Origin of the sequence: Comamonas sediminis (assembly GCF_041107495.1) — a bacterium.
Classification (GTDB): domain Bacteria; phylum Pseudomonadota; class Gammaproteobacteria; order Burkholderiales; family Burkholderiaceae_C; genus Comamonas; species Comamonas sediminis.
In genome coordinates, this window is the sequence record NZ_JBGBDC010000005.1 from 262,140 (window position 1) to 275,627 (window position 13,488).

General features: G+C 61.2%; 6 protein-coding genes. 3 read left to right on the forward strand and 3 right to left on the reverse strand.

All coding sequences use genetic code 11. The features are described from left to right. The first annotated feature begins 493 nt into the window (after positions 1–493). Together AB7A72_RS13365 and AB7A72_RS13370 are read left to right on the forward strand one after the other, a co-directional pair. On the forward strand, positions 494–1,750 hold the full coding sequence (locus tag AB7A72_RS13365) for a hypothetical protein (protein ID WP_369460253.1): 1,257 nt from the start codon (positions 494–496) through the stop codon (positions 1,748–1,750). Positions 1,751–1,805: 55 nt separating this feature from the next. Beyond that, on the forward strand, positions 1,806–2,183 hold the full coding sequence (locus AB7A72_RS13370) for a hypothetical protein (protein ID WP_369460254.1): 378 nt from the start codon (positions 1,806–1,808) through the stop codon (positions 2,181–2,183). A gap of 901 nt (positions 2,184–3,084) precedes the next feature. On the opposite strand, the gene AB7A72_RS13375 is transcribed toward AB7A72_RS13370, so the two are convergent. From AB7A72_RS13375 to AB7A72_RS13385, 3 genes are all read right to left on the reverse strand, one after another. After that, entirely contained in the window at positions 3,085–7,044 is a 3,960-nt protein-coding gene (locus AB7A72_RS13375) for a DUF5979 domain-containing protein (RefSeq protein WP_369460255.1), read from the reverse strand. Between the two features lie 760 nt (positions 7,045–7,804). Continuing rightward, positions 7,805–8,101 carry a hypothetical protein gene (locus AB7A72_RS13380; protein ID WP_369460256.1) on the reverse strand — a complete coding sequence of 99 codons (297 nt, stop codon included), beginning with the start codon at positions 8,099–8,101 and terminating at the stop codon, positions 7,805–7,807. 48 nt (positions 8,102–8,149) lie between these two features. Continuing rightward, positions 8,150–12,016 (reverse strand): DUF5979 domain-containing protein, encoded by a 3,867-nt coding sequence (locus AB7A72_RS13385; RefSeq protein WP_369460257.1) that lies wholly within the window; start codon positions 12,014–12,016, stop codon positions 8,150–8,152. 835 nt (positions 12,017–12,851) lie between these two features. Here AB7A72_RS13385 and AB7A72_RS13390 point away from each other — a divergent pair. Continuing rightward, on the forward strand, positions 12,852–13,154 hold the full coding sequence (locus tag AB7A72_RS13390; RefSeq protein WP_369460258.1) for a hypothetical protein: 303 nt from the start codon (positions 12,852–12,854) through the stop codon (positions 13,152–13,154). Positions 13,155–13,488 lie beyond the last annotated feature (334 nt).

The window sequence follows — 13,488 nt, forward strand, 5'->3', positions numbered from 1 at the left end:
GCCAGCCCTTGTTTATTTTGGAAGTAAATGCAGCTGAATTAGTAAGCAAATATTACATACTCAATGACTAGCGCTGTGTTTTTTTGCAGGACCGGACTCCTTCAATCGCCTACAGGCATATGGCCTGCAATACCGGCCTCGTAGCAGAGCAATCTGAATACCGAGAGTTTTGCTTATTGATCTGTTCACTAATCAATACAAACTCCCCGCCATCCATCGTCGAGGCTTAAATACGCGTAAACCCTAGGTATGCCAACCGTCTAAAACGCCGTTTTGATATAAGTCAGCGCATTGACGGAGTTCATGATTTTGACAATCTTTGACAAATGTGAATGAGCGCACGCTTCCGCAAAATCAGCGCGCCATCAGGCCTAAGTGCATGTTTTCAATCCACTCTTACTAACAAAACAAAACACTCATAGTAATTTTGATATCCAATATAACTATGATAGAAATGCTCATCATAAATTTAAATACTTAAAGAGGTGAGCGTATGACATGGGGAAAATGGTTGGCGGGCATGCTGGTCAGTGTGCCGGCGATGGTGTTGGCGCAGGCCAATATCGAGAACGGAACATTGCGGATTGGGGTGCGGGCCGATGGCTCGTTGATGCCGGAGGATATCTCTCCCTTGACGGGCATTACCTACCTGGCCAATGGCGCCGATGGACTGACACCCGGCTGCTACTGCGAGGCCTGGGGCATTGCCGATGCGGTCACCAGCACCTCCGGTTTCACCGGTGCCAGTGTCGGTATCAATGGCATTACCTCGGAATCCTTCACCTCGACCGCCACCACGGCCACGGCGGTCGCCAACGCCTTTGGCACCTTCCGCGTCACCCATGCCTTTGCACCGTCGACGACCAACAACATCTACGAAGTCAAGGTAACGATCGAGAACATCTCGTCCGCACCGGTCGAGGCGCTCTATGGCCGGGCGATGGACTGGGATGTGTTTCCCACCCAGTTCAACGAATACACCACGATCCAGCGCGGCAGCAGCACGGCGCTGGTGTTCTCCAGCGACAACGGCTTCCATACCGCCGATCCGCTTGAAGACGACCCCGGCATTCTGTTTGTGAACCAGGACGTCGACGACAGCGGCCCGACCGACCATGGCGCGCACTTCCGCTTCAACTTCGGCACCATTGCGCCCGGTGCCAAGGTCGAGTTCACCATCGGCTACGGTGTCGCCGGCAACCAGGCCGATGCCCTGGCCGCGCTGGCCACCTTTGGCGCCGAGGCCTATTCGCTGGGCAAGCCCAGTGAAAACCCCCCGGGCACCCCCAATACCGATGGCACGCCCAACACCTTCATCTTTGCGTTCAAGGGCATTGGCGGTGTGCAGCTGATCGGTGTCGATGCCACCGACGACGCAGCCCCTGCGCTGACCCGCCCCGCCACGGGCACCGTCACAGCGGTCAACGTGCTGGCCAATGACACGGTGGACGGCGTGGCGGCCACCCCGGGCAGCGTCACGCTGACGGCAGTGGGCACCTGGCCTGCCGGCATCACCGTGTCGCCGGATGGCAATGTGCTGGTCGGCCCTACAGCGGCGGCTGGCGCGTACACCTTGGGCTACCAGATCTGCAGCACGGTGCAGGCGACGCAGTGCGATACCGCCAATGTGACGTTGCAGGTGGATGCGCCGGTGGTGGTTGTGCCCAAGGCGGTGCCGGTGGGTCATCCGCTGGTGTTGGCGGGTTTGGGCTTGCTGCTGATGGGTGTGGCGCGCCGCAAGCTGGTTTGATCAGCTAACGGGGTACTGTGCCCTCATGCCTCGTTGCTTTGGCGCGGGGCTCTTCATGTTCATGTTCATGTTCATGTTCATGTTCATGTTCATGTTCATGCTTTTGCATGTGCCTGCGGCGCGGCTTGGTTTTGCTGGCCGGATTTCGCCCGGCGGGCGAGGTACTTTTCTTGGCGACCAAGAAAAGTACCCAAAAGAAGGTCGCCCTGCTGCTTGCGACCCTTCGCGTTGCGAAGGGCAACCTGTGTCGTGGCATTTGTGGGGTGTGCCGCGAAACTCTCTACGCGCCAAGGCGCTCCGTTCGAACAGACGCGGCAAGCTAGTTGACGAAGCACTGGCACTCTTCGGTGCCAGCGCCACCCCACAAACGCCACGCCCCAGGCGCATGCAAAAGGGGGATGCAAACAACCCCCAAACAGCCAAATACCAATAGGCCATTGCTGCGCTCGGCCTATTTGGAGGCCGAGCGTAGCGATGGCCTGCGTCTGCGAATCTCCCCTTCTGAATGCGCCGAGGAGCACAGGGTAGGGGCTGGGCAGTTGCACCGAAGAGTGCAACTGCTTCGTGAACTGACTCACCGCGTCTGTTTGAACGGAGCGCCCCTGGCGCGTAGTGAGTTTCGCGGTGCAGCCCATACCCGAGCACCACAGGTTGCCCGCAGCGAAGCGAAGGGACGCAGTCAGCAGGGGCGCCTTTGCTTTGGTTACTTTCATTTGGCGCCAAATGAAAGTGACTGCGCCGCCGGGCGCACATCCCGGCCAGCCGCCCTACGCCAGTAGTAAACAGCGCCTATAAATATGCGCAGCGGAAAGCAAACCAGAAGCCACACTTAACTGCAAAGGACCAAGTCCTCCACCACCCAAAGAAGCTATCCCGAATCCCCCCTTTTGCTTGCGCCTGGGGCATGGCGTTTGCGGGGTGGCGCTGGCACCGCAGAGTGCCAGTGCATCGTCAACTAGCTTGCCGCGTCTGTCCGAACGGAGCGCCTACGGCGCGTAGAGAGTTTCGCGGCACACCCCGCAAATGCCACGACACAGGTTGCCCTTCGCAACGCGAAGGGTCGCAAGCAGCAGGGGCGCCTTTGCTTTGGTTACTTTCATTTGGCGCCAAATGAAAGTGACTGCGCCGCCGGGCGCACATCCCGGCCAGCTGCCCTACGCAGTAGTAAACAAAACCAAAAAATAAGCACAACGGCCAGCCAACCAGACTCAGCAACGCCGCAGGCATATGCAAAGGCACAGCCTTAAAAACAAAAAACCGGGGCCAAAGCCCCGGTCCTCACTCACATCGACCAGACAGCAGCTCGGAGTAGCCCGCGCTCCTGCCCAGCGGATTTAACGCTTGCGCATATGCAAACTAGCAGCAGCTGCCATCGCCATCGCCAACAACAGCAAAGCAACCCGGCTATCCACAGGCACCCGCTCAGCGCTACCCACTTCCATGCGCGCAAGGCTATTCGTCACCGCCACAGGCATATCGGCATCCGCCTCCACCGTCACCATGGCCTGGTCAAAGGCAGGATCTGCCCAGCGGTACCCCGATGGCGCATCGGGCAGACCTGCCGACAGCGCACATTGCGCACCGGCCTGCACGCCACTGATCATGGCCGACGAGCTGCTGGGGTAGTCCAGCGTCACGCTGTGCTTGGTGCCAGCTTCTGGCAGGTCACAGGTGGCAGTCAGCACAAAGCTGAACGGGCCAGTGATGCCCTCGGGCAAGTTTGTGGTGGCGTTCAGCACAATGTTGCCCAGCTGCCCAAAGGGCGCGAGCACATTGGTCACCGTCACAGCCACATTGCTGCCGCCGGGGATCACCACTGCGTCTGGCGCCGTGGGTGCCGCCCACTGGTAGGTGTCGGGCGCAGCAGGCAGCGGCTGGTCTTCCGTCACCAGGCAGTTGGCGCCAGCGGGCAGGTTGTCCATCGTCACCGCCGTGTTGGCCGGGTAGCCTGCCAGCGTAGCGGCGTAGGTGAAACCGGCCGTTGGCAGATCGCAGGTTGCGGTGAACGCAAAGTCAAAAGGACCGGTCACGCCATCGGGCAAGGCCAGTGCCTTGTTGATGGTCAGGCTACCCATTTGGGATTCGCTGAACACATAGTCCACTGCGGTTGCACCGGTGGGCACAACGATGCCGGTGATCGAGCGGCCTACCGCATCACCCGACGCAACACCATTGACGGTACCGGCTGTCGAGCTGCGATGGGTCCAGCTCGCCTCAGGCGCGATGCTCAAGGTCCAGGAGCCGCTGGCCAGACCCGGGAAGTTCGGCTGTCCGTCCACCGTCGCGCCCGGCGCAAAGCGGTAGACACCATCCGCATCGGTCACCGCCGTGTGCGAGGCACCAGCGGTACAGGCAGGGCCTGCTTCACAGGTCACCGTCGCAGTCACACCCGCCACACCAGGTTCACCCGCATCGCGGCTGGCATTCATGTTCAGGTCGTTGAACACTTGGCCCGTCAGGCTCGCTGCGGCCTGTCCGCTCAGCTCCACCCTTCCGCTGGCCGTCAGCACCAGACCGCCCGGGCTCAGCTCGCGGCCGAACACGTCGTTGAACAGCTGGGTTGCCGGCGTCAGTGCCGTGGTGCTGCGCATCTCCAGATTCGCAATACCGCTGAAGCCCGGTTGCAAACCCAGGGTGGTGGTCAAGCGCAGCGCAGTCACGCCGACAGGGAAAGCCGCACCTGGCGTATACGCAGTCCAGTCCACACCGGTCGATGCATCTTCATTGCCTGGCGTTTGCACGGCAGCTTGCACCGCAGCGGCGCCTGTCAGCGTGTACTCGATGTCGATCGCGCCTTGGCTGGCACTGGCCATCGCGGCCTGAGCGCTCAGCATCTGCAACGGGCCCAGGGCCGTGGTGCCACGGCTGTCGCCGTCAAAGGGCAGCACATCGACCATGCGCAACCGGCCCTTGGTCAAGCTGGTGGCATTGCCAAACGCGATCGCATAGGTAAAAGGCTCACCCGCGGTGATGCGCGTGACGGGGTTGGCCGGGTCGGAGTTGTCCACCGAGCCACCGCTGACCAGCGACTTGCTCATCTGGAAGCCACCCACACCCGACACCGTGGTGCTGACGCGCTCGGTGCGGTCTTGCTGCATAGTCTCTGGCGAAATGTTGTCCACACCGGTGTAATCGGCCACGCTCAGATCGTTGGTAGCGGCCACACGTCCCACCAGCGGGTATGAGCCCACTGGGGAGATATAGGCCGCCTGCGCTTGGAAAGTGATGGGCGGATACTCCGTGACATGGCCTTGGTGCAGGCCTGGGCCCTGGGCACCGCCTGGGGCTGCCAGATCACCCAGGCGCAGCACCAGCTTGGCAGGTGCCTCACCCGCATCACCCGTGCCTGGCAGGCCATCTTGGCCCAAGTTCGCTTCGGTCAGCGTATGGGTAGCGCCCGGTGGCAATGCCGCAGCAATAGAACTGGCAATAGGCTGTATATAGGTGTTGGGGAAATCAATGGTGATCTCGACGTTACGAGACACGCCATCCACCCCTGCACCAACAGCGCCAATCGTGCGCGGTGTCACGCTGACTGGAAATATCTCGCCCGGAGCCACGCTGTTGGGCATGCTGATGCTGTGGCGGGCAAGCGCCGAGGCGGCCTGCACAAACCCGCCCCCGTCTCCACCGGAAGTCGATCCATCGCCAGCATACCGAGAGTAGACGCGCCCGGTGGCCTCGCTGTAGTACTGGGTAAACCAGGCCAACGGTGCATCATCGGGCAGGGCCAAAGAGGCAGCACCGGTGCTGCGCTGGAAAGGCATCACCAAACCAACCGTTTCGCCCGGCTGCAGCTCTGGGCGGTAGGCGTAGCGTACGCTAGTGATCGTATTGGCCGGCAGCGATGCATAGTTGCTGGTCCACAGCGGGTTTCCATCACCTGCCTCGCCACAGTTAGCGGCCTTGCGCGCATCGTTATTGGCATAAGGCTGAGCCGAATACTCCAGCACCAGGTCCGCTGGGGCTACATTCGGCAAATCCACCATGGGGGGGAAGATAAAGTACGGCGAGTTGGACAGTTTGAGGCTGGATGCTGCGCGTAACTCGAGCAAGGCGGGGTCCCAGGCAACACAAGATTGCGCCTCGGTGGCTGCCAGCTCAGAACTGCTCTGGTTCACCAGACCGACCGTGGCCATAAAGTTCTGGCCAGGCAGCACTTTTTCGGCACCGATGGTGTATCCGTGGGCATCGCCGTATATGTAGCCGCTACCGTCATGCACCGCGCCACCATTGGCCTCCAGCAACAGCGGCTGGGAGCGGTCGATGACGGTGTTAAAGCAGCTTTGCGTGACATTCAGGTTCACATCCGGTGCACAGCTGAACCCAGGCTGGTGCCCGGGTGCGGGCGCTGCATTGGCCTGACCCGACAAACCCTGCGGCGCGAAATTCGTCAGCTGCGCCGTGATCCGGCTGGTCTGGCCAGCTGGAAAATTCGGGTCCTCGGGCACCCCGATCTGCACCACAAACTGTGCAGTTTCCATCCAGGTGTCGCCAAAGCCAGGCGAGGTCGCCGGGTCCAGGAAATGGGTCGTCGGATTGTTGAACAGCACCGTGATATCAGCACCTGGCGCCGACTGGCTGCAAGTGACTCCGCTCGGGCAGTCCAGCACCACTGCACCGGGCTGCACCTGGATGGTGGCAGACACCGGGCTTTGCAAGGCCTCGAATCCCTTGTAATTGCCTGAAGCAGGCTTTACAGCACCCAGGCTGATAGCCACCGGCATGCTCCGCATCCACACGCCCGAACCCGCAGGGTTTTGCACCCGTGTCATGTTGGGCACTTCCACCCGCACGCGGGTGTCGGTCTTGGGCGTGGCAGACACCGTCACCGGTGCCGAAGTGACAGACGACGTGCCCGCTGCAGCGGTCATCGCCACCGTAGCGCCATGTGCCACATTGCCCACCCAGCTCAGCACCTGGAACGACTCCACCCCAGGCGTGCTGGGCTGGCGATCGCAGGTCAACACGGTTCTGGCATCGTTCAAGCTACCGCCGGCCGGGCCATTACAAACGCTGGCCGCTGTGGCAGTGGAATCCCAGCGCATGCCGGCGGGCAAGGTCGCGGTGATGGTGCCGCTGCTGGTGTTCGACGCGTTGTAGTTGATGGTGTACAGAACGGTGTCTTGCGTACGCACCACGCCGTTGTTGGTGCCGCTGTCATGGCCCGGTGCATTGTCTGCATCAAACGGGCCACTGCCATCTGCCGCAACGACCGCACTGGTGATGGTGATGGCCGCATGGGCCGGTGCCGCCAACGCCGCCATTGCACACAGGCTGGCCAGTGCCAACATGGCCGGCTTGCGCTTTGCCCTGCCAACGGGGCTGCTGCGCGCACCGAGTGGGCGAGCTTGCCCCAAGTAAGGGGCGCCACTGGCATCCCGAGAAAATAAGATATTTCTAATCACTTCAACTCCATTGATTGATAACATCAATAATTAGGAAGTCTAATGGTGACCATGTCCAAACCAGCTTTTTTTCTGTTTTTCCTGCATCTGCATCAACAAAAAGCTGATGTTTCAGAAATCTGACGACGCTGTGGTTTATCCCATACGAATGTTGCTGCCTCACGTCCAATTCGAGGTCGATCCGGACGCTCTGCAGACAACACCCCTGCTGCCAAACCCGCGTGTTTATTGGCTTTGCCCAGCGATGATGGGTATACGCCACACACAAGATTGGGTGACCGCATTTCGCGGAAATAAACAACATGGCGCGCTGCTACTTCATGCAACATGCAGCGCGCTTAAACGTATGCGCTATGGCTTATTTGTATCCAAACCTCTTGGGCTTGACGAAGATACAACTTAGACGGTGCTCCATCAGCGCGTTTGATGGGGGATGTCCATAGATTTAAAGAACCCTGTTATTCAGGGGCTATCAAGCTGTTAACTTTTCAATACTGTCTGAGTGGGATGGTCGGAAAATGAAGCTGACCTGCGGTGCGGATTTTTAAGGCAGCTGCCTGCTTTTGCTTAGGCTTGCGGCGGTGCCTAGTTATGCTGGCCTGGTTTCGCTCCGGTGGATGGGGATACGCATTGCCATGTATGGCAGCTACAGCTGGCTGTTCATGTTCATGTTCATGTTCATGTTCATGTTCATGTTCATGTTCATGTTCATGTTTATGCTTTTGCATGTGCCTGCGGCGCGGCTTGGTTTTGCTGGCCGGATTTCGCCCGGCGGGCGAGACCCGGCCAGCCGCCCTACGCAGTAGTAAACAAAACCAATAAACAAGCACAACGGCCAGCCAACCAGACTCAGCAACGCCGCAGGCATCAGCAAAGGCAAAACCGCACCAAAAACAAAAACACAAACAAAAAAACCGGGGCCAAAGCCCCGGTCCTCACTCACATCAACCAGACAGCAACGCGGAGTGGCCCGCGCTGCTGCCCAGCGGATTTAACGCTTGCGCATATGCACGCCAGCAGCTGCCATCATCAGCATCGCCAGCAACATCAATGCCACACGGCTGTCCACAGGCACAGGCACGGGATTAGCCGCTTGCACCTTGGTCAGCTCGTTCGTCAGCGCCACCGGCATATCCGAATCCGCCTCCACCGTCACCGTGGTCTGGTCGAACGCAGGGTCCGCCCAGCGGTAGCCGGCAGGTGCGTCAGGCAGCGTCTCGGTGATCGTGCACTGGGCACCGGCTTGCACACCGGTGATCATGGCCGACGCCGCAGGCGGCGCGGTCAGGGTCACGCTGTGGGTCGTGCCAGCGGTGGGCAGGTCGCAGATGGCAGTCAGCACAAAGCTGAACGGACCGGCCACCCCGTCAGGCAAGGTCGTGGTGGCATTCACCTGGATGTTGCCTTGCTTGCCGGTCAGCGCATTGGTCACGCTCACCGCCACGGCACCGGTGGCAGGCACCACCACAGGGGCGGGCACCGAAGGGGCAGCCCAGCTGTAGTTGGCCGGGGCGGCCGGCAGCGGCTGGTCTTCGACCACCGAGCAGTTGGCGCCGGCAGGCACGTTGGCAATGGTCACCTTGGTGTTGGCCGGGTAGTTGGCCAAGGTCGCGGTGTAGGTGGTACCGGCAGCGGGCAGGTCACAGGTGGCGGTAAAGCCAAAGGTGAAGGGGCCCGTCACACCGCTGGGCAGCGCCAGGGTCTTGGTCACTTCAATGCCGGCTTGTCCGCGCACCAGGGTGCTGGCCATCGTCGTCGCCACATCGCTGTTGGCCACCACGGTCACCGTCGCATTGGCAGGCGCAGGGCCCCAGGTGAAGTTGGTGGGGGCCGCGGGCGCTGGGCCTTCGGCCACCACGCACTGCGCACCGGCAGGCACGTTGGCGATCGTGGTCGAGGTCGCGCCCGGGTAGCTCAAGCTGGCAGGGAACACGGTGCCAGCGGTCGGCAGATCGCAGGTGGCCGTGTAGCTGAAGTTGAACGGACCGGTCACGCCTTGGGGCAGGGTCAACGTCTTGTTGATGGTGATCGTGCCGAACTGCTGAACCAGCGTATTCGTCACACCGACCGACGCCACACCGCTGGCAGGCACCGTCACCGGCGCAGGCACGCTAGGGGCGCCCCACTGGTAGCCATTCGGCGCCGCAGGCAGCGGAGCGTTCTCGGTCACCGCGCAGCTGGCACCCGATGGGATACCGGGGATCGTCACCCGCGTGTTGGCCGGGTAGTTGGCCAAGGTGGCGCTGAAGACCGAGCCGGGCGTAGGCAGGTTGCAGGTAGCGGTAAAGCCAAAGCTGAAGGGACCGGTCACACCGTCTGGCAGTGCCAGGGTCTTGGTCACTTCAATACCGGCAAGCACACGCACCAGGGTGCTGGCCATCGTCACCGGGGCCGTTGCGTTCAAAGGCACGGTCACGTTGGCGTTGGCAGCCGCTGGGCCCCAGGTGTAGTTCGCAGGGGCTGCTGGCAGGGGGCCTTCAGCCACCACGCACTGCGCACCGGCAGGCACACCGGCAATCGTGGTCGACGTTGCGGTCGGGTAGATCAGGCTCGCAGGGAACACCGAGCCGGCCGTGGGCAGGTCGCAGGTCGCCGTGTAGGTGAACGTGAACGGACCAGGAGCATCACCAGGCAAGGCCAGATCCTTGGTGATCGTGATGCCGCCCAGCAGCGGGTTCAGCGCATTGGTCACCGTCACGGCCGCATTGCTGCTGGCAGGAATCACCACCGCAGCCGGGGTCGTCGGCGCTGCCCATTCGTACAAGGCCGGGGCCGCAGGCAGCGTGTCTTCGGTCACCGTGCAGGTGGCGCCAGCAGGCAGGCCTTCAATCGCGACCGAGGTGGCGCCGGGGTAGCCCACCAGGGTGGCAGGGTAGGTGAAGCCCGCCGTTGGCAGGTCGCAGGTAGCGGTAAAGCCAAAGTCAAACGGACCGGTGCCAGGTGGCACGACCAGCGCCTTGTTGATCGTCAGCGCACCCACTTCATGCTCGGCAAAGCGGTAGTCCACAGCGGTAGCGCCGGTGGCCACCACAATGCCGCTGATGCTGCGGCCCACGGGCGTGCCCGATGCGGCGCCGTTGACCGTGCCGGCCGTCGAGCCCACATTGCGCAACGTCGCGGCAGGCGTGATGCTCAGGGTCCACGATCCGCTGGCCAGGCCGGGGAAGTTGGCTTGGCCATCGACCGTAGCGCCAGGCGCAAAGCTGTAGACGCCCGACGCGTTGGTCACCGCGGTATGGGTCTCACCGGCCACGCAAGCGGGGCCTGCATCGCAGGTCAGCGTAGCAGTCACACCGGCAATACCGGCTTCACCGGCATCCGGCGTGTTGTTCATGTTCGCATCGAGGAACACGCTCCCCGTCAGGCTGGCCGCTGCCTGGCCGCTCAGTTGCACCGAGCCGCTGGCCGTCAGCACCAGGCCGCCGGGGGCCTGTTCGCGGCCAAACACATCGTTGAACAGCTGGGTCGTTGGCGACAGTGGCGACACCGTGCGCATCTCCAGGTTCACCAGGCCGCTAAAGCCGGGGTTCAGCACCGAGCTGGTGGTAAAGCGCAAGGCCGTTACACCCGCGGGGAAGGCGGCACCCGCCGTGTAGGGCTGCCAGTTCACTCCGGTGGCAGCGTCTTCATTGCCCAGCGTGCGCACTGCTGTTTGCACATTGGCTGCAGCGTCCGTCGTGTACTCGACACCAATCGTGCCCTGGCTCACGTCCGCCATCTTCGCGTCAATGCTCAGCATTTGCAGCGCGCCCAGGCCGGTCGTGCCACGCAGGTCACCGTCAAACGGCAGTACATCGACCATGCGCAGCTGGCCCTTGGTCAGGCTCGTCGCATTGCCGAAGGAGATCGCATAGGTAAAGGGCTGGCCGGCAGTAATGCGGGTCACAGGGTTGGCCGGGTCGGTGTTATCGACGGTGCCGCCTGCGACCAGCGATTTGCTCATCTGAAAGCCGGCTACGCCGGATACTGTGGTGCTGGCCACTTCGCGGCGGTCTTGCAGCAGAGCTTGCGGCTGGATATTGCCAATACCGGTGTAGTCAGCAAAGCTCAGGTCATTGGTGGCCGAGATCAAGCTGCTCAATGGATAGGCACCGACCGGCGAGATAAACGCCGCCTGGGCTTGGAAGGTAATGGGCGGATAGGTGGTTACATGGCCTTGGTGCGGGGCGGGGCCTACGGCACCGCCCGGGGCAGCCAAGTCACCCAGGCGTACCACCAGCTTGGCAGGGGCGCCGTCATCCGCCGTACCAGGCAGGCCATCCAAACCCAAGTCAGCCGCTGTCAGCGTATGGGTCGCGCCAGGTGGCAGGCCTGCAGCAATGGAGCTGGCAACCGGCTGGATATAGGTGTTCGGGAAGTCAATCACGTACTCCACACCGCGCGAAACAGCATCAATGCCTGCCGCAGCAGCACCAATGGTGCGTGGGACCACCGTCACAGGGAAGATGGCGCCTGGCGCTACGCTGGCAGGGATGTCAACACTATGGCGCACCAGTGCCGATGCGGCCTGCACAAAACCGCCGCCCGTGCTGCCATTGGTTCCACCATTGCCTGCATAAGTGGAATACACGCGGCCGGTGGCATTGGTGAAGTACTGGCGGAACCAGGGCAGTGGTGCGTCATCTGCCAAGGCCAACGATGCCGCACTGGTACTGCGCTGCAGAGGCAGCAGCAGGCCAACGCCTTCGCCTGGGCTTAACGATGGCAGGTAGGCGTAGCGCACGCTGGTAATGGTATTGGGTGGCAGCGATGCAAAGTTGCTGGTCCACAATGGGTTGCCGTCGCCTGCGACACCGCAGTTGGCGGCACGACGTGCAGCGTTATCCGCATAAGGTTGTGCAGAATATTCCAGCACCATGTTGGCTGGTGCTACATCTGGACCCAGATTAGTTGGCTGAAAGAACAGGGGTCCATTGATACCCATTTTCAGCGTAGAGGGTGCTTGCAACTCCAGCAACGCCGGATCCCAGGCCACGCAGGATTGTGTATCCGTGACTGCTTCTTCAGAGGTCGCATTGTTCGTCAAACCCATCAGCGCCAGCACCGATTGGCCAGGCAAAACCTTTTCTCGGTTTTCCGTGTAGCCATGGCCATCGTTATACAAGAACGTGGAGGCATTTGACAGTGCACCTCCACCAATAGTCAGCTGCACCGGTTGTGAGCGGTTGATAGGCGCACCAAAACAGGTCTGTGAGGCATTGACGGCGTTAGGAGGGCAAGTGAACCCCGGGTCATATCCAGGCGCTGGCACCACGTTGGTTTGGCCAGATAGGCCAGAGGGCGCAAAATTAGTGAGCTGCGCGGTTATATAACTTGTTACACCTGGCGGGAAATTAGGGTCTTCTGGTACCCCAATTTCTACAGTCACCAAAGCGGTCTGCCGCCAGGCTGCTTCAAGGCCGAGTATAGGGGCAGCATCCAGAAAATGGGTAACAGGATTCAGTATCTGTAAGGTTACATCACCACCTGGCGCGGACTGAGTGCAGCTCACCCCTCCTGGGCAACTGGACACAACAGCACCGGGCTGTACTTTTAGGGAAAGTGATACCGGATTTTGTAGAGCTTCATATCCCTTGAAATTGCCAGCTGCTGGCAATAACGCACCCAGGCTGATTCTGAGCGGCACCCTGCGGTGCCAGACGCCTGGTGAGATTTCTACACGACTGGTACTGCCGGAGACCCCAACCACACGCGTGTCGGTCCTTGGCGTAGCCGAAACCGTCACCGGCCCCGAAGTCGCCGACGAGCCACCCGAGGCGGCCGTCATCGTCACCGCAGCGCCATTGCCCACCGCACCGACCCAGCTCAGCACCTGGAACGATTCAACACCCGCACTGTCCGGCTTGCGGTTACAGGTCAGCACGGTACGGTCCGCATTCAGCGAACCACCACCGGTGCCGTTGCACACGGTACCAGCAGTAGCGGTCGGATCCCAGCGCATACCAGCCGGCAAGGTCGCAGTAATCGTGCTGCTGTCGGTGTTCGACGCGTTGTAGTTGATGGTGTACAGAACGGTGTCTTGCGTACGCACAACGCCGTTCAGCGGGCCACTGTCATTGCCGGGGTTGTTGTCGGCATCAAAGGGGCCTTGGCCATCGGCGCTGACGACCACGCTGGTGATGCTGATGGCGGCATGGGCCGGGGCGGCCAAAGCACAAAAGCCGGCCAAGGCCAGCAGTGTTTTACCCAATGCGCCCAGTAGCGGCGCCCCCTCCCTGGCGGCGCTGCGGGGCGGGTGCGCATGCGCCCCCGGCCACAGCAGATTGATGCGATTTTTTATCATCACAACTCCATTCATTGAAAATATTAATATTTAAGAATTCTAATGGC

Coding starts and splice junctions, on each gene's coding strand:
- AB7A72_RS13365 (WP_369460253.1), top strand. CDS start 494: ATGACATGGGGAAAATGGTTGGCGGGCATGCTGGTCAGTGTGCCGGCG.
- AB7A72_RS13385 (WP_369460257.1), bottom strand. CDS start 12,016: ATGGTGCTGGAATATTCTGCACAACCTTATGCGGATAACGCTGCACGT.
- AB7A72_RS13370 (WP_369460254.1), top strand. CDS start 1,806: ATGTTCATGTTCATGTTCATGTTCATGTTCATGTTCATGTTCATGCTT.
- AB7A72_RS13375 (WP_369460255.1), bottom strand. CDS start 7,044: ATGTTGGCACTGGCCAGCCTGTGTGCAATGGCGGCGTTGGCGGCACCG.